Raw genomic sequence first — 21,040 nt, forward strand, 5'->3', positions numbered from 1 at the left:
ATCCAGCTGTACATTCCAACTCCTCCTTATATTTGTAATTTTTTAAGGCATAAAAGGAGCTTCCGTTGGTCGCTCTTTTACACCAAAAAAATTCAACAAATATAAGTCCGGGGTTTCCATTTCCATCTGGGCTAAAAATTATGAAATATCTAATTACCATTGTCGGACCAACAGCTATAGGCAAAACAGCCTTGAGCATTGCTTTGGCACAACATTTTAAATGCGAAATCGTTTCTTGCGACAGCCGTCAATTTTTCAAAGAAATGACCATTGGAACCGCAGTTCCAAGTCAGGAAGAACTCAATTCTGCCAAGCATCATTTCATTCAAAATAAATCTATTTTCGAAAATTATACCGTTGGCGATTACGAAAAAGAAGCTTTAGCCAAAATTGAAGAACTGTTTGAAGCCAATGATTTTGTTATTCTTATTGGTGGATCAGGTTTATATGTAGATGCCATTCTAAAAGGTTTTGATGAATTTCCAGAAATAGATCCAAATGTTCGCGCCGAAGTAAATACAAATTATGAAAAACTTGGAATCGAATATCTTCAAGAACAATTAAAAAACCTAGATCCAGAATATTATCAAAAAATAACTTTGGAAAATCCGCAGACATTGCAAAACCCGCAACGAATGATGCGTTTTGTAGAAGTCTGCATTGGATCTCAAAAACCATATTCTTCTTTTTTAAACCTAAAGAAAAATAACCGAAACTTCACTCCTATTCTAATTGGTTTAGATGCCGACAGAGAAATCATTTACAGCAGAATCAACCAGCGTGTTGATATCATGATGAATGAAGGATTATTAAAAGAAGCCGAAACACTTTATCCCAACAAAGCGTTAAATGCACTCCAAACCGTCGGTTATAGAGAATTATTTAGTTATTTTGACGGAGATTTCACTTTGCCATTTGCCATTGAAGAAATCAAAAAAAACACAAGAAGATTTTCCAAAAGACAATTAACGTGGTTCAAACGAAATGAAAACACAAAATGGTTTGATTATTCGACTGACAGAAATGAGATTATTCATTACATCGTAGAAAATCTAAAATCATCAATATAAAATCTAAAATTAACAATGCCAATATCTCCCAATTTTACATCAGTTTTAAGCAAAGACTGGGAAATTAATTTCACGCAGTGCACACCAAACGGCTACTTAAAATATACCGATTTGTGCAATCTTTTACAATTAACCGCTGCAGCACATTCTGAAGTTGGCGGAATCAGCTTTACCGATATGCAGGAATTTGATCAGGCATGGGTTTTAAGCCGAATGCGTGTCGAAATTACAGCATTACCAAAATGGCAGGATGTTGTAACTGTAAAAACATGGATTAACAGTTTAGAAAATTCACGTTCTGTTCGTGCATTGGAAATGTACATAAACGGAAAAAAGATTGTTGGAAGCGAAACCTATTGGGCTGTTTTTAACACCAAAGCACGTCGTCCAGAAGCATTGGCATTACCTTTTGAACATTTTGAATTGTTCCCTGAAAAAAGAGCAACAACAGAAGGTTTTTCTAAAATAAATATCAACCACGAAAAAGAAGCTGTATTCGAAAAAACAGTCTATTTATCCGATTTAGATATTGTAAACCACGTCAATAACGTAAAATACTTCGAATGGTGCCTGGATCATGTCGATCCAAAAAGAATCATAAAACAAGAAGTAAAAAGCTTTGAAATGAATTTCATGAAAGAGCTTTCGTTACAAGATAACGTGGTAATTCACGAAAGCGAAGACGACGATCATAGAACAGCGACATTCAGCATTACAAAAGACGACAAAACGTGTTTTGCTTTGGAGCTGCATTGGAAGTAAAAGAAGTTTATAAATAAGTTTTCTTTCCTATTTTCCCACAATATTGTCATTTCGACGAAGGAGAAATCTCCACAAGAAGCTCTACAAAGATTGTACATTCGTTGCGGAGTTACTCGCGGAGATTTCTCCTTCGTCGAAATGACAAACTTTATCTAAATATTCTTCATAGAACAAAAAAAAACGATGCAAAATTGCATCGTTTTTTTGTTTAAAATCATTTCAATTTCTTTTTAGAACCTTTCTTAGATTTTTTCTCTTTCTTCTTTTTTAACAAATCCATTTTACCTTTAATTCTTTTCTCAACTTCACTAATTCCTGAATCATAGTCATGTAAAATAGAATATAATTTTGCCTGCTTAATTTCTTTTAAGGCATCTTTGAATTTATGCTGTACTTCTAACAGAATTGCTTTTTTAATGTAAATCTCTGATTTATTGATTCCTTTAACCTTTAAAGCAAAATCTATTAATTTCTGCGCTTCTTCGTAATCTTCATTTAAAATCAATGTTTTTAAATAATACGGATATACTTCAAGTGCATGAATATTAATTGATAAAGCCTGCTGAAAATACAATTTCGCTTCTTCATAATTCATTAATTGTTCTGCTTGTATCCTTCCGTACAAACACAAAACCATCGTGTTTTTATCGTCATAAGAAAAAGCATAATCTAAAGATTCTATTGTTCCTTCAAGCCAAAACGGATAATTATCCAAGGCTTGAAAAAGGTATTTATCAATTGTTTTCATTTCGTAAATCGTTTTTTAATTTCTGACGAGTTCCTTTGTAGCTTTTCTCAACTTTAATCTTTTTAAAATCACTTCCTGTAAAAACTCTAATTGGATTTCCACGCTCTACATTAAGCTGATTTTCCCATTGCTTTCCTACGTGATTTTTAAGCTGAACTAGTTTCTCGTCTTCTAATTTTTTTAATAATCTTTCTGTAGCCAGTTTTTTGTTTTGGTGCTGCGAACGGCTGTCCATTGCCACAACTGCAATTCCTGTTGGAATATGTGTTGCACGAATTGCTGAACTCACTTTGTTTACATGCTGACCGCCGGCGCCGGAACTTCGCATCGCCTGATATTGAATGTCGTTTTCTGAAACTGATGCATTTTTTTGCGGTTCGATTTCAAAAATCCCAATAAACCAGTTTTTGCGTTTATGCATTTTCCTAAACTGACTCTGCCCAATCCATTGAATCGTTCCTATCCAAGATTTCACAAATTGATCTGCATTTTTTCCCTTTACAGAAATCGATGCGGTTTCAATTGTTCCGTTCTCTTCTCCTTTCTCTCTTTGCAGTAAAACCACATCTAAATTCTGATCTTGTGCTTCTTCCAAAACTTTTTTAAGCACTTGAGCGACAACCCAAGTGCATTCTGCAGGTCCGCGACCCGCTGTTATCTGAATTATTCTTTCCATTTCTTTAAAATTTTGAGCAGCTTTTCTCTGTTTTTGGCTGCTTTTACAAATTGTGGGAGTCTCGAAACCATAGTTCCATTACCACTCCCATCATTGTTTCTTTCTCGTAAATCTGCTTTTATGTATCTTTCGAGATAATCGATATGATCGAGATTATAAGCCCAAAAAAGATTTCCATTTACTTCTTTTTGAAACCAAATTGGTAAATTATACCATTGATCTCTTCTTAATCCATCATTAATTATTTGATTTTTGAGAATATATTTAATTTTAGGCTCCCACTCTTCCTGAAATCTACAATGTGGACATTTTGCCTTATACATTTCAGGTTCTTCTTTTAAAACTGGTGATTCAAATTCATATTGTTCAAAACAGTTATTGCAGTATGGGCTTCCATATGCGATATATTGATATACAGGCTCATCAACTTTAAAAAAACAAGATTTACATTCAAAAATTGGAATATAGATATACCCCTTATAATACTCTTTTTGATATTCTTCTGTATTTCCCAACCTTATTATCGATTTAGAATCACATTTTGGACATTTTACAAAAATTTCATTTGCAAAACTTCCTAACCATTTATTTTCATCTTGAAATCTTTCCATAATTTTTAATTTTTAGCGGTCCATTCTAACAATCTTCGGTGTAAATGTTCCCAAAACTTCAACTAAATCCGTTTGATTCGCCATTACTTTCTCGATGTCTTTGTATGCCATTGGTGCTTCATCAATATTGCCGCCAATCAAGGTTACATCATTGGCTTTCAAAACCTTTTTAATTTCGCTTTGCGTAAAAGTGCTTTTACATTTTGCGCGCGAAAACAAACGTCCCGCACCATGCGAAGCTGAATTTAAACTATCAGCATTTCCTTTACCTTTTACAATGTAACCTGGTGCCGTCATCGAACCGGGAATAATTCCCAATTGTCCTTCACCTGCAGGCGTTGCACCTTTTCTGTGTACAATACATTCCTGGCCGTTTACCATTTCTTTCCATGCAAAATTGTGATGGTTTTCAATTGTTACCACTACCCTTTTTCCAATCGCTTTGGCAATTCGTCTGTGAATATCGTCATGGCAGGCCTTTGCATATTCTCCGGCTAAATTCATTGCCAGCCAGTATTCCTGACCGTCATGCGTATTTAAATCTAACCAGGCCAAATGCTGTACATTTTTTGGTAACGGACATTGTTTTGTGGCCAAATACGTGTAATGCTTTGCAATGTTTGCACCCAAACCACGCGAACCGCTATGCGAAAGAACAGCAAAATATTCACCTTTTTCCAATTTCCATTCGTTCTCCGGATTCTCAATTTTAGCAATTCCAAATTCCACAAAATGGTTTCCTCCTCCAGAAGTTCCTAATTGTTTGTAGGCCTTTGGTAAAAGATTTTTCAGCAATGGAATATCCTGAAACTCGCTTTTATGAAAAACTTCATGATCGACTCTTGACACATGCGTTTCATACATTCCAAATTTTGTATTGTCTTTTAAAATTGCCTCTAACTGATGTTCTTTTCCTTTAAAATGAGAAGCTGGCAAATCAAAAATTGAAAGACTCATTCGACATCCAATATCAACACCAACTCCGTATGGAATCACAGCGTTATCTGTTGCTAAAACACCTCCAATTGGTAATCCATATCCGGAATGTGCATCTGGCATTAAAGCTCCCGCAACCGAAACTGGCAGTTTCAATGAATCGTACAATTGGAATTTTGCCTGCTGATCAATTTCATTTTCACCAAAAATGGTAAAAGGGGCTCTTGTATTATTAAGCTGGTGCATTCTTACCTGAACGGGTTTAATTAAACCTTCAGCAACTTTTCCCCAGGTTCCGTTTCCTTCATACTTTTCAGGATTTAGCAAAACATCTTTTGCTTCTGTTAGAATAGATTCCTTTTTTTCTCTTTTTCTATATCTGTTTATCTGCCCTAAAGCGATATTTATTGAATTGTTCTTTGGAAAACCTAATTTAATCAGGTCTTTTCCAGTTAGTTTATTTCCCATTATTTATATCATTTCGTCTAAATATTGTTGATACAAAGTGTTTAGACTTTTATTTTTAATTGGGCTTGTCTCTTTTGGGTTTTCTTTTTCATAATAACTCCATTTCAGAGAGCTGCCGTGTATTAATCTGTTTATTTTATTTCTCAAATCAAGATTAACAATGTAATTTTCAAGAAGCTGAATTTCACTTTCCAAATCTGAATCGACCATTTTTGTATGCGTTATCATGTATGGGCTAACGCGAAGTATATAACGCCAAGGCTCATTAAACACATAATGAATTTTATCTCGCTTGAAATTGCTGCACCAACGTTCCCGCTTATAAAAATGTACTTTTTCTTTTTCTGTCAATTCTAATTTTGGACTTTTCCATTCCCATTCAGAGAATTCTTTTACAGTTTGGAGTTTTTCAACATACACATGTTTTCTTTTTCTCTTTTTCTTTCTTTTAAAAGATTTTTCAGAAGAAAACTGCCATGTATTTATTTTTTCCAATAATGTTCTGTAAAATTCAGCTTCACTTGATCTTACTACATCTTCTCTCAGTACAAAACAGCGCTGCCATCCTTTTTGATAAGGATTTTCGAGCGGAATCAATGGTAAGTCTTTTCTTTTTTTCCAAAGTTCCTTTTCCCGTTTTCTTAACTGAATTAAATGTTTTTCAAAATCTTCCTTTACTAATCTTTCTTTCCTTCTTTTACTTTTAAAACGAGTACATAAAGCATACTCATCTACCGTATAATTTTCCATTAAAAAAATTACAGTGCATTAAATTACAAGCCATAAAGACTTAACATTTTATCCTTTCAGATAAATAATAAAATCGGTTTTCGGGAAAATTTGAAGTGTCTAGAATAAAAAAAGCCCGAAACTAAATGTCTTCGGGCTTTTTTATATATCTAAAAATATATTTCTAAGATTGAAATAAGCCACGAAGAATAGCTGCACCAAATCCGTTTGGTGTAAAGCTTTGTGATGTCGATGTAAGTACAAACATTTTCTTCGTTTTTAAAAGGGTTATTATTTTTTCGTGTGCAAATATTCAGAATTGTTTTTTGATTTTCCAAATTTATTTTAAAGAAAATTCTTCGAAAAATAAATTATTTCTTTTTTAGAACTCATTAAAACCACAATATATACTTGAAAACTAAACCTATAGCCCTGATAGAAGCGGTATCCTTTTTCTTGCTTCTTTAGCAAGAAAAAGATACAAGCGGATAGCAGGAAATTGCTCCTAATTAAAATTTAAATGAAAAATTCAAATTTAATTTGTTTTCTCAGGGTGTATACTTTTTAGTCGAAACAAGATTATGCTGAATTTCTTTTTACTTTTTAGGCATAAAAAAAAGCCCTGATTTCTCAGGGCTTATATTTTTTAGGTGAATTAATTATTCAGAAACTTTGCTCTTTACAACTAATCTGAAACCTTCTCCATGAATGTTTAAGATTTCAACATCTTCGTCAGATTTTAGATATTTTCTAAGTTTAGCGATGTAAACGTCCATACTTCTTGAAGTAAAGTAGTTGTCATCTCTCCAAATTTTGGTTAAAGCTAATTCTCTTGGCATTAAATCATTCTCATGAAGAATAAGCATTTTAAGCAATTCATTTTCTTTTGGAGATAATTTTATTGGCTCTTCATCCTGGAAAGTCAAGAATCTTAATTTTGAATTTAAGTGGAATTTACCAATGTTAAATTCAAATTGTACTTGTTCTGCTTTTGTATCAGCAGATTTTCTTTGAATGATTGCTTTAATTTTCATTAATAAAACCTCTGAATCAAAAGGTTTATTTAAATAATCATCAGCACCTGCTTTGTATCCTTTTAACACATCTTCTTTCATAGATTTTGCTGTTAAAAATATAATAGGCACTTCACTATTTTTTTCTCTAATTTCTTTAGCCAAAGTATAACCATCTTTATAAGGCATCATTACATCAAGAATACATAAATCATACACATCTTTCTTGAATTTCTCGAAACCTTCCATACCGTTTTTAGCTAAAGTAACTTCAAAGTCATTTAACATTAGATAATCTTTAAGAACCGCCCCAAAATTTAGGTCATCTTCTACTAAAAGTATTCTTTTGTTAGTATTTTCCATATTTTAATTTATTAATGGTATTTTTATTATAAAGGTGCTACCTTTTCCTTTTTCGCTTTCAACATATACTTGTCCATTGTGATCCTCGACAATTCTTTTTACATAAGCAAGACCTAAACCGTGTCCTTTTACATTATGAAGGTCTCCTGTATGTTCTCTGTAAAATTTCTCAAACACTCGTTTTTGAGCTATCTTACTCATTCCTAAACCATGATCTCTTACTTTTATCAGGATCATATCTTTTACATTTTCTGTAAATATTTCAATTTCGGGTGTTCCCGGCGAATACTTTATAGCATTCTCTAAAATATTAACTAATACGTTTGTAAAATGCACTTCATTAATCAAACACGTTGTTCTTGCTGCATTATAGTGTTTTACAACCGTACCTTCTCTGTCTTCTAAAATTAAATTTACATGCTCGATTGCATCGTCAATAATATCAGTTACTACAGTTGGTTCTTTTGTAATATCAAGTTCTCTTTTTTCTAATTTAGAAATACGGAGTACATTTTCAACCTGGGCATGCATTCTTTTATTTTCATCCCTTATCATTTGAAGATATCGATAGACTTTTTCTTTATCTTCAATTACTTTAGGACTCCTGATAGCATCTAGAGCTAAGTTAATCGTTGCAATTGGTGTTTTAAACTCGTGCGTCATATTATTAATAAAATCTGTTTTGATTTCAGAAATATGTTTTTGACGCAGTAATTGATTTAATGCACTTGTGTAAGCAACTATTATAATTAATGTAAATACTATCGATAAAATAGTAATACTTAATAACTCAGATAATAAAAATTTCTTTTTATTTGGGAAGGTAACTGATAATTCATATCGGCTGTTCCCTTCGTTATCAGTATATATCGGAATATTATATGTTGCTTCTTTGTCATAGTGAAATCCATCCGATTTAATTTTGGTTGGAACACCGCTGCTGTAAATTCCGTATTCGAATTTGGTTTTAACACCGTATTCTTCTAATTCCTTTTTTAATAGTTTATGCAGTTTATCTTTTGTAATTCGACCTTCAATGGGGGTTAATGAAGCAATGTCTTTATACTGAATCTGCTGCTGAACTTTATTTAAAATATCTAAACTTCCGGATTTTTCAATTTTAAGATCCGGAATAATACTTTGACCTAAACTATTATTATCAATTCCGTTGTTATTATTATAAACTTCTGTTACTCTTTTAGAGCTGAAATTTTTAAATCTTTCGCTGCTGAATCTTTTATTAAAAAGAGATCCGTCTATATCGTAATCTTCAGAGCTTAGAGTATTAGAATAAACAATTGTTTTATTTGTTTTTGTGTTTCTTTGTACATACAATACTTCAAGTAAGTCTTCCTTTTGTGGAATTTTACCGGTACTGTCTTTTATACGGTTGTATTTGTCGTAAAAACTGTATTCTTCTTGCTGCTCAAGTTTATCTGCAACATTTCCAATTACTTGTGTAACGTGGTATTTAAACTGTTCTTCATTATTTTTAAATGAAGAATTGAACCAAAATACCTGTACCAGAATTATCCCTATTAAGGACAAACTCATCAATAAAACAAGTATTCTAAAAAATAATTTATTCATCGAAACAAAATTAATATTTTAACAATATACTAAATAATACATTAACCAAATATTAACATTTAAGACTGTTTTTGTTTTATTTTCAAAATTTTAAGAATTTCACCAACTTCTTCTCGCGCAATTTTAAGATTACTGTTATTAATTACAAAATTACTTAAAGAAATTCGTTTTTCGTCATTCCACTGCATTTTCATTCTGCTTAAAACCTGTTCTCTTGTAGAATTGTCGCGTTTCATTACTCTTTCAATTCTTACGTCTTCAGGTGCTGTAACGGTAACTATATAATCAAATTCTTTATACTTGCCGCTTTCAAACAAAATAGCTGCTTCATATACCACAAAATCCATTCCTTTATTTTGTAAAAGCCAGGATTGAAAATCTTTTTTTACAGCAGGATGAACAATTGCATTTAACTTTTCTAATTGTTCTTTATTGTTAAATACTATTTCGGCTAATTTTGACCGGTTTAAAACATTATTATCAAAGAGCGACTCTCCAAAAGAAGTTTTTATTTGATTTATAATTTCTGATGACTGCATTACCTTTTTAGCTTCATCATCAGCAATATAAACAGGAACACCTTCTTCTTTAAAAAAACTGGCAATTGTTGTTTTACCGCTTCCTATTCCACCAGTCAGGCCAATTATTTTTGTCATATTATATTTTAAAAAACATACGTGGAAAAGCTTCTTGTGGTTTTTTCTTTAATAAAATGACTTTTACAAAAGATTCCAAAAATCCTGTTCCGTAACCATAAAATTGTTTCCAGACAGCAATTACTGATAAATATCCAATTTTGATACTTTTATTCTGAACACTCGCTGTAAGAAAAATTATAACGAAATATACAAAATATAATTGTAATAAAATATCAATATTGAAAATTAACAATAAAAAAGCTAATAATAACCCCAGAATAAAAACAGTAGGAAAGAAAAAAGTGAGTTTATTATGTTCTGGATACCAGCTGTTTAAAATAGGTCTTGCAATACCAAATTTCTTTACCTGAATAGAAAATTTTTCCCAGTCAATTCTGCGTTTGTGATACACAAAAGCCTCAGAAAACAGCCTTGTTTCAAATCCTAAGTTCCATAAACGGATAGATAAATCCGGATCTTCTCCTGGATGTATGTTTCCAAAACCTTTTGACGCTTCAAAAGCTTTTTTAGAAATTCCCATATTAAAGCTTCGGGGCTGAAATTTATTTATCTTCTCAGAACCGCCTCGAATACCACCTGTTGTCAAGAATGAGGTCATAGCAAAATTGATTGCTTTTTGAATGTTTGAAAAGCTTTTAAGAGCTTTATCAGGACCTCCAAAACAATCTACATATTTTTCATCTAAAGCTTTACGGACTTCGGTTAAATAATTTGGAGGAATAATACAATCTGAATCAAAAATGATAAAATAATCACCTCTAGCTTTCTGCATTCCAAAATTTCTTGAATCACCTGGACCAGAATTTGGTTTAAAGTAATACGAAATATTCAATTTCCCTTGATACGTCATCACTACATCTTTACAAGGAATAGAAGAACCATCTTCAACAAGAACGATTTCAAAAGGTTCGTTGTAATCAGATTTTGTAAGGCTCTCTAAAAGTTCATCAACTTCATCTGGACGATTATACACTGGTATAATTAAAGAAAAAATCATAGCGGGAATGCGGTTTTAAGTGGTCTGTTTTAAACTTTATAAAATTTTAACAAAGATAAGTTATATTCATAAAAAAACCACCAACTTTTGGTTGATGGTTTCTTCTTGTTTTATATGTATTTTTTATTTGATACTTTCGATATTAACTACTTCATTAGTATCTGCTTTGTAGTCTACTCCAGCAAATTCAAATCCGAATAAATTCAAGAAATCGTTTCTGTAACCTGCTAAGTCTCCAATAGATGGAAGTGTTTCTGTTGTAGCTTCTTTCCAAAGCGCAGCAACTTTTGCCTGAACATCTTCGCGCATTTCCCAGTCGTCAATTCTAATTCTTCCTTTTTCATCAACAGGAACTTCAGAACCATTGTATAATCTGTCTTGGAATAAACGCTGAATCTGCTCGATACATCCTTCATGAATACCTTCTTCTTTCATGATTTTGTATAAAAGAGAAATGTATAATGGAATAACCGGAATTGCAGAACTTGCTTGCGTAACCAAAGCTTTATTTACAGAAACATAGGCTTTTCCTCCAAGAGATTTTAAAGTATCTGTAATTGTAAAAGCTGTAGCTTCTAAGTGATCTTTTGCACGGCCAATTGTACCTTTACGATAAACCGCTTCAGTTAATTCTGGCCCAATGTATGAATAAGCGATTGTTGTTGCGCCTTCTGCTAATAAATTTTCATTTTTTAAAGCATCAATCCACATTGCCCAGTCTTCACCGCCCATTACAGCCACTGTATTTTCAATATCTTCTTCGTTTGCCGGAGCAATAGAAACCTCAGATACGTTTCCTGTATGGAAATCAACTGTTTTATTTGTAAAAGTTTGTCCAATTGGTTTTAGAACTGAACGATGCGTAACTCCTGTATTAGGATTTGTACGTACCGGAGAAGCTAAACTGTAAATAACTAAATCTACCTGACCTAAATCAGCTTTGATTAAATCTAAAGTCTCTCTTTTAATTTCGTTTGAAAAAGCATCTCCGTTGATACTTTTTGCATATAAACCTGCTTTATGAGCTTCTTTTTCAAATGCAGCAGAATTATACCAACCTGGAGAAGCTGTTTTTCCTTCAACCGGCGGTTTTTCAAAAAACACTCCAATTGTAGCAGCATCTGACCCGAAAGCACTTGTAATTCTTGAAGCTAATCCGAAACCAGTAGAAGCACCAATAACTAATACTTTTTTTGCTCCTGCAATCGCACCTTTTGATTTGATATATTCAATTTGATTTTTAACATTTTGTTCGCATCCCGCTGGGTGGGCTGTCAAACAAATAAATCCTCTCATTCTAGGTTCTATGATCATACTTGTTTTATTTATTCGTTAATAAGCTATTTATTAGATAAATGAGGGCTTATTACCGTTTGTTTACTTATTTTTCGATGACAAATATAAAGTATTTCTTTAGTTCAACAAGGCTTTAGCGTGATTTAAAGCCGAATCAGAAACGACTGCTCCGGATAACATTTGAGCAATTTCTATAACTCTTTCATTCTGAGACAACAGCTTCAATTCTGACTGTGTATCATCATCTATTGTTGCTTTTGAAACTTTGAAATGCGAATCGCCTTTTGCTGCAATTTGCGGTAAGTGTGTGATGGCAAAAATCTGCATTTTAGCACTCATCTCTTTCATGATCTCTCCCATTCTAATGGCAATTTCTCCAGAAACTCCTGTATCAATTTCATCAAAAATTAAAGTAGGCAGTTTTGAATATTGAGCTAAAATCGCTTTTACAGCCAGCATAATACGAGACATCTCTCCTCCTGATGCTACTTTTTTCAGCAGACCAAAATCAGTTCCTTTATTAGCCGAAAACAAGAATTGTAATTCATCTTTTCCATTTTGGAAATAGGTTTCAGATGGTATAAGTTCGATATTAAAACGAACGTTTGGCATTCCTAAGGTTTCTAAAATCGAAATTAACTGATTTGATAAAACCGGAATGGCATTTATTCTATTTTGATGAATTTTAGCAGCAAAAGCATCTAATTCACCCGCTTTTTCTTCAATTGCTTTTGATAATGTTTCGATTTCTTCCTCGATATTATCTAATTCAAGAAGCGTGTTTCCTAAATCTGCCTGAATTTGAAGCAGTTCTTCTACAGATCCAGCGTGGTGTTTTTTCTGTAAATTGAAAATCAACTGCAGTTTTTGACTTACTAATTGTAATTGCTCCGGATCGTTTAGCAATTTTTCTGAAGCATTTTGCAGTTCTTTTGAAACATCATCAAATTCGATTGATATGCTGGTTATTCTATCAAATAAACTTTGATATTCAGTAGAAAATGGTGCAATCTTTTGCAAAGCCGTCTTAATTTCATTTAGATTATGAAATACTCCAAACTGCTCTTCGTTTGCAATTACAAGCGATTTATCAATTGATTCTTTAATGATTTCGACATTATTTAGTTTTTCAAAATCAGCTTCTAATTCTGCCTGTTCTCCAGATTTTAATTTAGCCGAAACCAATTCATTTAATAAAAATGTATTGTACTCCTGCTCTTTCCCAGAATCACTTTGTTTTTTCAACAAAGCATTCAGTTTTGATTTTTCTGATTTATAGCTTTTTAATAAATCCTGATAAGACAAGATGATATCGTTATTATTTGCAATAGCATCAATTATCTTAAACTGAACTGTTTCGTCTGATAATTCCTGTGTTTGCTGCTGCGAATGAATATCGATTAAAAACAAGCTTAAATCCTGCAGCTCCTGAAGATTAACAGGGCTGTCGTTTATAAAGGCACGAGATTTTCCTGAAGGCAGAATTTCACGTCTGATTATGGTTTCGTCTTCATAATCGAGGTCATTTGCTTCAAAAAACTCTTTTAAATTGTATTTTGAAATTTCAAACTGCGCTTCGATAACACATTTTTCTTCTTTATTTTTTAATGAAGTCAGGTCGGCTCTTTTTCCTAAAACAAGCCCGATTGCACCTAAAATAATAGATTTCCCCGCTCCTGTTTCACCTGTAATTATAGAAAATCCTTTTGAAAAATCGATAGAAAGTTTTTCAATCAGCGCATAATTTTTAATTGACAGTGAAGTAATCATAGAGGAAAAAATATAAAATAAAAGTGATACGAAGAAAGTAAAAAAAATTAAGTTTTTAAAACTTAATTTGAGACCATTTGGTTGAATTTAATGGAGAAACTCTATTTAAAACGTCGGTAAGATCTGTAACCGGAATACTTGGCCCTCCTGAAAATATAGAAACTATTTCATCTGATTTGGCATCAAAAAATACTCTTGTTAAAAAGGCATTTGGTCTAACTGAATTTAATTTACCAATAAGCACCACAGAAGATTTTATTTTTTCTTTTGCTCCTTTTAAATCATCACTCATGGTATCTAAACCTGTATGATACAAGAAGCTTGTTTGACGCAAATCTGCAAACATTGGAGAAAGCATATCGTTTATTAAATAATAACGATTCTGAAGTCCATCAGTTTGAGTCCATCCTTTAAAACCTCCCTGCTGCGCTACGTTTGCAATGTTTTGAGCGGTTTCAAAGTATTGATTTCCTGCTCCTGATTGAAAAGTATCAGCATCCATTCCTAAAATTACATAGCTGTAAAATGAAATTACAGATACTAAATTTGATTCGTAAACAGAAGGATTAAACAATAAAGGTTCGTACTCTGTGTATTTAAAATTAAAATCCTTATCGTTAAAATTAAAAACCGGAGATGAATATGTCGAATTAAAAATTAATCGTGAGGATTGTATTTGTATTGTTCCCGAAAATTGATCTGAGCTGTAAGACGACAATGTAATGTACATTGAACAGTTAATTCTTTCGTTTTGCTTTAATACAGTTCCCGTCCAGTCCGTTTTATTAACAAACTCAGATAAAGAAGTCTGCAGGGTTTTAAACACCTGCTGATTTGCATTAGGAAGTCTTTCTGTATTTACAGTAACAGTACAATTTAGCTGCTGTGCCTGAGTTAAGCCAAAAGTCAAAAAAACTAAGAAAGTAAGTATCCTGTTCATACAAATAAAATATTATTTTTAATAGCATAAATAGTATTCCTATTTTTTGCTTTTAGACTACATTTTAAACATTACAATTTTGAAAAATGTAAAATTACTTTATTCAAAATATCTTGAGCTACAAATTCTTTTGCCTTTAACTCCATTGGCTCAATTTTAAAATCTTTATCAATAAAAGTAACTTTATTGGTTTCTTTTTTAAAACCTGCGCCTTCATCCTGCAAAGAATTTAGAACTATCAAATCTAAGTTTTTTTTCTGAATTTTCAACTTAGCATTTTCAATTTCATTTTCAGTTTCTAAAGCAAAACCAACTAAAAATTGATTTTTTTTGATCGCTCCTAATGAAGATAAAATATCTTTTGTCTTTTCCAGCTCAATAGAAAATTCGGCTGCATTTTTTTTAATTTTCTGCAAAGCGACTTCTTTCGGTCTGTAATCTGCAACGGCAGCGGCGGCGATTGCTGCATCAACGTCATTAAAATATTCATGACAAGCTTCATACATATCTTGCGCAGAAATTACATTTACAACTTTAATTGATGCATTCTTAGCTTTGTAATGTGTTGGACCTGAAACCAAAACAACTTCTGCTCCAAGATTAGCCGCTTCATTAGCGATATCAAATCCCATTTTTCCTGAAGAATGATTTCCTATAAAACGTACGGGGTCTATCGCTTCGTATGTCGGACCTGCAGTAATTAGTATTTTTTTTCCTTTTAAAGGCAATTTACTCTCTAAATCAGCTTCTAAAAAAGCAATAATATTTTCTGGTTCTGCCATACGGCCTTCTCCTGACAAACCGCTGGCCAGCTCACCGCTTTCAGCCGGAATCATAATATTACCAAACTGTTTCAGGGTATTAAAACTAGAAATTGTAGAAGGATGTTTGTACATATCCAGATCCATTGCCGGAGCAAAATAAACTGGACATTTTGCTGATAAGTATGCAGCAATTAAAAGATTATCGCTGTTGCCTGTCGCCATTTTAGATAATGTATTTGCTGTTGCAGGCGCTATCAGCATCAAATCGGCCCAAAGACCTAATTCGACGTGATTATTCCATACAGCATCTTCATCATCCTGATTAAAGAAATTGGAATGCACTGGATTTTTTGACAGGGTAGATAATGTAAGCGGGGTTACAAAATCCTTAGAAGCAGGTGTCATTATCACTTGGACATGTGCACCTGCTTTTATAAAAAGTCGTACTAATGAGGCTGTTTTATACGCTGCAATTCCACCAGAAACTCCCAGTAAAATCTTTTTACCGTTTAAAACTGACATTATTACTATATATTATTTGTTTGAGTTTCTGTGGTAAGTTTTACCGTCTAACCATTCCTGAACTGCTAAAGCGTGAGGTTTTGGTAATTTTTCGTAAAATTTAGAAACTTCAATCTGCTCTTTATTTTCAAAAACTTCTTCAAGACTGTCATTATAAGTAGCAAACTCTTCTAATTTCTCAGTTAATTCTTTTTTAATTTCAGAATTAATCTGGTTTGCTCTTTTAGCCATAATGGTAATTGCCTCATACACATTTCCTGTTGGCTCTTCAATAACTGTTTTATTGTAAGTTATTGTGTTAACAGGAGCATTCGTCTTTTTTAAATCCATGACTTTATTTATTTAGTAAATTTTTGTAAATCTGTTTCAACTCTGGCATTCATTTGATCTGCCTTTTCTTTGTACTTAGTATCGCTTTTATATTTCATCAAATTAGCATAAGCTGTCTGCGCTACATGTAAACGTTCTTCCATTTTTGATGGTACACTGTTTATGGCTAATTGGTATGCTGAATCATATTTATAAAATAAAGCGTCTTCTTTTAGAGGTGTTCCGGGAAAATCAGCAATAAAATTATCAAATGCAACTAAAGCTGATTTGTAATCTGAAATTGTGTTATATCCTTTAGCATTCTCGTATGCTTTTTTCTCTAATTTTCCGTTCAAAATCTTAACAGACTCATTTGCCTGAGCTAAATATTCTGAATTTGGATAGTTATCAATAAAAGCCTGTAATTTATCTAAGGCTTTTACAGTATCTGCCTGATCTAAACTGTAAACAGGTGCTAATTTAGAGTAGCTGTAAGCTCCTAAAAATGCTGCTTCCTGTACTTTTTCGCTTCGCGGATATCCAGAAACAAAACTTTCAAACTGATAACCTGCTAAATAATATTGTTTTGTCTTGTAATAAGACTGAGAAAACATATAAAAAAGCTTTTCCGCCTGAGGCTTACCTCTATAAGTAGGTGCAAGTTGTTCAAAAAGGCGGATCGCCTTATTGTATTTACCAGCATCATACATTTTTGTCGCTACTTCGAATTTTGCTGCGACATCTTCATTTTTTAGAGCTTTTTGATACTCACTACAAGAACAAAAAAGGGCAGCAACAATTAATAGAGATACTATTTTTTTCATTTTTTTACTTTTATTATGATTTCTTTAGACATTATGCCAAAGCAAAACCACACCGAAGTTTCGGTGGCAAATTTAGGTATTAATTTAGCGACTGCAAAATAATTTTTTAGTATATTAAAATACTAACACTTTAACAATTATTTAATGCTGTTTTTTACAAAGTCATTTATTCTTTCTGCTAAAGATTCATCTACAGAAACTAATGGAAGACGAACTGTGTTCTCTGTAATACCAAGTGCCTGAAACACTTGTTTGATTCCGGCTGGATTTCCCTGCTCGAAAATCATGTCGATACAGTCTGATAAAAAATATTGCGTTTTAAAAGCTTCAACTGCTTTTTTATTCAATCCTAAACGAATCATTTCTGAAAATTCTTTAGGATAACCTTGTCCAATTACAGAAATTACTCCTGCACCACCGGCTAAAACAATAGGCAGAGCGATCATATCGTCTCCAGAAATTACAAGAAAATCTTTTGGTGCATCTTTAATAATTTTTAAAGCCTGAGCCATATCTCCTGCTGCTTCTTTTATAGCTACAACATTATCAAAATCATTAGCTAAACGAATTACGGTTGAAGGCAGCATATTACTGGCTGTTCTTCCCGGAACATTATATAAGATTACAGGAACCGGAGATGCCTCGGCGATAGCTTTAAAATGCTGATAGATTCCTTCTTGTGTAGGTTTATTATAGTATGGTGAAACTGAAAGTATAGCTTCAAAAGCAGAAAAATCTCTTGTTTTTAATTCCTCTACAATCTGCATGGTATTATTACCTCCAACTCCAAGAACTAAAGGCAGTCTTCCTTTATTAACATCAATTACGGTGTTAATAACCAACTCTTTCTCTTCTGCTGTAAGGGTTGCATTTTCTGCAGTTGTTCCCATAACAACAAGATACTCAACTCCTCCATCAATCGAAAAATTAACAACGCGCTGCAATGCTTCGATATCTACTGAAAAGTCTTTTTTAAATGGAGTTACAAGCGCAACACCCGTTCCTATTAATGATTGCATATTTTGATTTATAATTTTATTTTAAACTTTTTAAATATCTAAACAATTCTGAAATGAAAAGTTTATACTCTGCTGTTGTCGTTTCTATCATCCATCGGTTTAGTTTTTTATCGACTGATGAAAATCCTACTTTAAATTTTGCTTTTGATTTGCTTGTGAGCATCATCAAAATAGGTGTTTCAACTTCATAATAACTAATCAAAAGATCAAATTCTGTATCTATAAATTCACTTAAAAACGCTTCGGTTACCTGCCCTCTCCAGTCTATATGTTTTCTGCCAAAAGTAGGTTTCGAATATATTTTTTTCTTTTTGAACTTACGTCTGTACGCGACAATTTTTATATTTTCTTCAGCAATTCCATTCAATACCAGTTCTTTTATCAGCTCTTTTGAATAACGAAATTGTGTTTCATCTACTAGTAAACCAACCGTTTGAATATTGCTGGTAAAGACTTCGTTTTTGACAATATTCAAGTTATTTTTTAATGATTTTTTTACAAAAAATTCCTTTATATAATTTAAAAACATAGTACTTTTACAAATTACAAAATTAATTATTTAAGCCGCATTTAAGATGGTAAAACTAAAAAAGTATAACCGATTTTTAAAACTTTTTGTTATATTCTTAACACTATTTTCAATAATCTCTTGCAGCAACAAGAATTATAATTTAACAAAAATAGAAGGAAAACAGATTCCGGTTACTGAAAAAGGTACCGAAACTCCTGAAATTGAAAAATTTATTAAGCCTTATCGTGATCATATTAATAAAGATCTGGACAGTGTTCTTGCCTACTGCCCTGAAAATTTAGATAAAAACTCGGGGAAATGGCAGACTACTATTGGCAACATGCTTGCTGATGCTTGTGTACAGCGCGGTGATATTATTTTTAAATCCAGAGAAAATAAAACCATTGACTTCTGCCTTTTAAATTTTGGAGGTATTAGAGCTGGTCTTCCAAAAGGAAATGTTACCAGCAGAAGTGCTTTTGAAATTATGCCGTTTGAAAACAATTTAGTTGTACTGGCATTAAAAGGAGAGCAAGTTCTTGAAATAACTTCTTATTTTATTAAAACACAAAAAGCACAACCATTATCTGGTATGACTTTTACTATTGCAAAAGATAAAACTGTTAAAAATATTTTGATACAAGGCAAACCTTTTGATATAAACAAAACATATTATGTTGCTACGAATGATTATTTAGCAAATGGTGGTGACAATATGAGTTTTTTCGCAAAAAACACACAGAAATTTGATTTGAATTATAAACTTCGAAATGTGCTGATTGATTATTTTAAACAAGTTAAGACAATCCCGGTATCAAAAGATATTAGAATTACAGAAGAATAAACAAATCAAATTAAGAAAAAACAAAAAGCGTTACGCAAAAAATATACAAGATGAAAAGAAGAGAATTTATCGAAAAAACAGCTGCAAGTACTGCCTTATTAAGCTTAGGATTGTCTTTGAGCAGTTTTGAAACTAACGATATTAAACACTTAACTGTTCTTCATACTAATGATGTTCACAGTCATATTGATCCTTTTCCGGCTGATGATCCTCGTAATCCAAATAAAGGCGGTGTTTCTCGTCGTGCAGCACTTATTGAAACTATTCGTCAGGAAAATCCAAATGTGCTTTTATTAGATGCTGGAGATATTTTTCAGGGAACTCCGTATTTTAATTATTACGGCGGCGAACTTGAGTTCAAACTGATGAGCATGATGAAATATGATGCTTCTACAATTGGAAATCATGATTTTGATAATGGTCTTGATGGTTTGTATGCTCAAATGCCTCATGCAACTTTTGAATTTATAAATTCTAATTACGATTTTAAAAATACGGTTATGAACGGCCTTGTTAAACCGTATAAAATCTTTAATAAAAACGGAATTAAGGTTGGTGTTTTTGGTGTAGGAATTGAACTTCAGGGTTTAGTTGACAAACAATTATATAAGGAAACTGTTTATAATGATCCTGTTGAAATTGCTCAGGATATGACGAAATTATTAAAGAAAGAAGAAAAATGTGATTTGGTTATCTGCCTTTCGCATCTTGGGTATAAATATAAAGATGACGAAAATAAGATTTCAGATTTAAAATTTGCTGAACTTACACAGGATATTGATTTGATTATTGGCGGTCACACGCATACTTTTCTTGACAAACCTACAATTGTAAAAAACAAAGCAGGACAAGAGGTACTGGTTAATCAGGTTGGTTGTTACGGAATTAATTTAGGCCGTATCGATTTTTATTTTGACAAAGATAAAGCGCACAGCAACCAGGCGAGATCAATTGTTGTATAAGGATCTTCGCTTCATTTTAGTTTTTTCGAGAAAATATTCTACCATAAAATAGTAGGCGAGAATTTGTGTTACATCGCGAATTAAAACCAGCACAACTGAATAAGAAAAGTATTCATTGAAGATGTAAAATATATCCGAAAATATATAACTTACTGCCATTAGGGACATTAATAGTGTAATAAATGTCCCTTTGGTAATGTAGCTTACAAATGAAAAATAGCTTATTAAGCTTAACACAATTCCGTACAATACGTAAATTATATTGAATTTCTGCATATTATCAAATTTCATACTGAGTACAGAAATAAGCAGGTAAACAATAAATACAACTACTATTGAAATTGGCAGTATGTCTTTTTTTACGAGTTTTATTCTTTCGTGTTCTCTGATAAAAAGGAGCAGAATTAATGAATATACGACAAGAAAACTTATTACACCGCCAATCTCTGAAACCTCAACATCCATCAAATCAAAAACCTGCCCAACAAAACAAAACAGGAATATTAAACCCTCTGTCTTTTTTATTTTAAATTCATTACTGATGAAAAAATAAATAAAAATAGCGGGTAATACTATTGCTTTGGCATAGATAGCCATGAAGTCCTGTTTAGTACAATCAAATATGATTGTAAACAGTAATGACAAGAAAAATAAAAT

The 21,040-nt window shown here is 32.3% G+C and carries 22 protein-coding genes; 4 read left to right on the forward strand and 18 right to left on the reverse strand.

Annotated features, from left to right (window positions below; genetic code table 11):
* Positions 1-140: 140 nt before the first annotated feature.
* A complete protein-coding gene (gene miaA / locus FJOH_RS17865) occupies positions 141-1,070 on the forward strand; it encodes a tRNA (adenosine(37)-N6)-dimethylallyltransferase MiaA (protein WP_012025436.1) in 930 nt (309 codons plus the stop codon).
* Between the two features lie 15 nt (positions 1,071-1,085).
* Positions 1,086-1,832: an acyl-[acyl-carrier-protein] thioesterase gene (locus FJOH_RS17870; RefSeq protein ID WP_012025437.1), complete on the forward strand. Its 747-nt coding sequence runs from the start codon at positions 1,086-1,088 to the stop codon at positions 1,830-1,832.
* Positions 1,833-2,046: 214 nt separating this feature from the next.
* Here the strand turns inward: FJOH_RS17870 and FJOH_RS17875 are convergent, their stop codons facing one another.
* The 17 genes from FJOH_RS17875 to FJOH_RS17955 form a co-directional block, all read right to left on the reverse strand.
* Positions 2,047-2,580 carry a hypothetical protein gene (locus FJOH_RS17875; protein ID WP_012025438.1) on the reverse strand — a complete coding sequence of 178 codons (534 nt, stop codon included), beginning with the start codon at positions 2,578-2,580 and terminating at the stop codon, positions 2,047-2,049.
* Entirely contained in the window at positions 2,567-3,256 is a 690-nt protein-coding gene (gene prfH / locus FJOH_RS17880) for a peptide chain release factor H (protein WP_012025439.1), read from the reverse strand. Before prfH ends, FJOH_RS17875 begins: the two co-directional genes overlap by 14 nt.
* On the reverse strand, positions 3,244-3,867 hold the full coding sequence (locus tag FJOH_RS17885; protein ID WP_012025440.1) for a hypothetical protein: 624 nt from the start codon (positions 3,865-3,867) through the stop codon (positions 3,244-3,246). Before FJOH_RS17885 ends, prfH begins: the two co-directional genes overlap by 13 nt.
* A 12-nt stretch (positions 3,868-3,879) precedes the next feature.
* A complete protein-coding gene (locus FJOH_RS17890; RefSeq protein ID WP_012025441.1) occupies positions 3,880-5,271 on the reverse strand; it encodes an RtcB family protein in 1,392 nt (463 codons plus the stop codon).
* A gap of 3 nt (positions 5,272-5,274) precedes the next feature.
* The gene (locus FJOH_RS17895) at positions 5,275-6,021 is read right to left on the reverse strand and encodes a hypothetical protein (protein WP_012025442.1); all 747 of its coding nucleotides are present in this window, start codon (positions 6,019-6,021) and stop codon (positions 5,275-5,277) included.
* Positions 6,022-6,659: 638 nt separating this feature from the next.
* On the reverse strand, positions 6,660-7,376 hold the full coding sequence (locus FJOH_RS17900; RefSeq protein ID WP_012025443.1) for a response regulator transcription factor: 717 nt from the start codon (positions 7,374-7,376) through the stop codon (positions 6,660-6,662).
* 3 nt (positions 7,377-7,379) lie between these two features.
* Entirely contained in the window at positions 7,380-8,966 is a 1,587-nt protein-coding gene (locus tag FJOH_RS17905) for a sensor histidine kinase (RefSeq protein ID WP_012025444.1), read from the reverse strand.
* Positions 8,967-9,025: 59 nt separating this feature from the next.
* Positions 9,026-9,622 carry a dephospho-CoA kinase gene (gene coaE, locus FJOH_RS17910; protein WP_012025445.1) on the reverse strand — a complete coding sequence of 199 codons (597 nt, stop codon included), beginning with the start codon at positions 9,620-9,622 and terminating at the stop codon, positions 9,026-9,028.
* 1 nt (position 9,623) lies between these two features.
* Positions 9,624-10,622 (reverse strand): glycosyltransferase, encoded by a 999-nt coding sequence (locus FJOH_RS17915; RefSeq protein ID WP_012025446.1) that lies wholly within the window; start codon positions 10,620-10,622, stop codon positions 9,624-9,626.
* Positions 10,623-10,745: 123 nt separating this feature from the next.
* Positions 10,746-11,936, reverse strand: coding sequence for an enoyl-ACP reductase FabV (fabV, locus tag FJOH_RS17920; RefSeq protein ID WP_012025447.1), 1,191 nt, complete (start codon positions 11,934-11,936; stop codon positions 10,746-10,748).
* A 99-nt stretch (positions 11,937-12,035) separates the two neighbouring features.
* A complete protein-coding gene (recN, locus tag FJOH_RS17925) occupies positions 12,036-13,688 on the reverse strand; it encodes a DNA repair protein RecN (protein WP_012025448.1) in 1,653 nt (550 codons plus the stop codon).
* A 55-nt stretch (positions 13,689-13,743) separates the two neighbouring features.
* On the reverse strand, positions 13,744-14,628 hold the full coding sequence (porD, locus tag FJOH_RS17930) for a type IX secretion system protein PorD (protein ID WP_012025449.1): 885 nt from the start codon (positions 14,626-14,628) through the stop codon (positions 13,744-13,746).
* Positions 14,629-14,699: 71 nt separating this feature from the next.
* Positions 14,700-15,914, reverse strand: a complete 1,215-nt coding sequence (gene coaBC / locus FJOH_RS17935; protein WP_012025450.1) for a bifunctional phosphopantothenoylcysteine decarboxylase/phosphopantothenate--cysteine ligase CoaBC — start codon at positions 15,912-15,914, stop codon at positions 14,700-14,702.
* Between the two features lie 12 nt (positions 15,915-15,926).
* The gene (locus tag FJOH_RS17940; protein WP_012025451.1) at positions 15,927-16,244 is read right to left on the reverse strand and encodes a DNA-directed RNA polymerase subunit omega; all 318 of its coding nucleotides are present in this window, start codon (positions 16,242-16,244) and stop codon (positions 15,927-15,929) included.
* 8 nt (positions 16,245-16,252) lie between these two features.
* The gene (locus FJOH_RS17945) at positions 16,253-17,047 is read right to left on the reverse strand and encodes an outer membrane protein assembly factor BamD (protein WP_012025452.1); all 795 of its coding nucleotides are present in this window, start codon (positions 17,045-17,047) and stop codon (positions 16,253-16,255) included.
* Between the two features lie 137 nt (positions 17,048-17,184).
* Positions 17,185-18,066, reverse strand: coding sequence for a 4-hydroxy-tetrahydrodipicolinate synthase (gene dapA, locus FJOH_RS17950; RefSeq protein WP_012025453.1), 882 nt, complete (start codon positions 18,064-18,066; stop codon positions 17,185-17,187).
* Positions 18,067-18,082: 16 nt separating this feature from the next.
* Positions 18,083-18,541: a DUF6913 domain-containing protein gene (locus FJOH_RS17955; protein ID WP_235023026.1), complete on the reverse strand. Its 459-nt coding sequence runs from the start codon at positions 18,539-18,541 to the stop codon at positions 18,083-18,085.
* Positions 18,542-18,641: 100 nt separating this feature from the next.
* Between FJOH_RS17955 and FJOH_RS17960 the strand changes: the two genes are divergently transcribed.
* Both FJOH_RS17960 and FJOH_RS17965 read left to right on the forward strand, forming a co-directional pair.
* Positions 18,642-19,421 (forward strand): 5'-nucleotidase C-terminal domain-containing protein, encoded by a 780-nt coding sequence (locus FJOH_RS17960; protein WP_012025455.1) that lies wholly within the window; start codon positions 18,642-18,644, stop codon positions 19,419-19,421.
* Between the two features lie 50 nt (positions 19,422-19,471).
* Positions 19,472-20,383, forward strand: a complete 912-nt coding sequence (locus tag FJOH_RS17965) for a bifunctional metallophosphatase/5'-nucleotidase (RefSeq protein WP_012025456.1) — start codon at positions 19,472-19,474, stop codon at positions 20,381-20,383.
* Here FJOH_RS17965 and FJOH_RS17970 read toward each other — a convergent pair.
* Entirely contained in the window at positions 20,369-20,980 is a 612-nt protein-coding gene (locus FJOH_RS17970) for a lysoplasmalogenase family protein (RefSeq protein ID WP_012025457.1), read from the reverse strand. The genes FJOH_RS17965 and FJOH_RS17970 overlap by 15 nt on opposite strands.
* Between the last annotated feature and the right edge of the window lie 60 nt (positions 20,981-21,040).

The organism is Flavobacterium johnsoniae UW101 (genome assembly GCF_000016645.1).
In the GTDB taxonomy this organism is placed as follows: domain Bacteria; phylum Bacteroidota; class Bacteroidia; order Flavobacteriales; family Flavobacteriaceae; genus Flavobacterium; species Flavobacterium johnsoniae.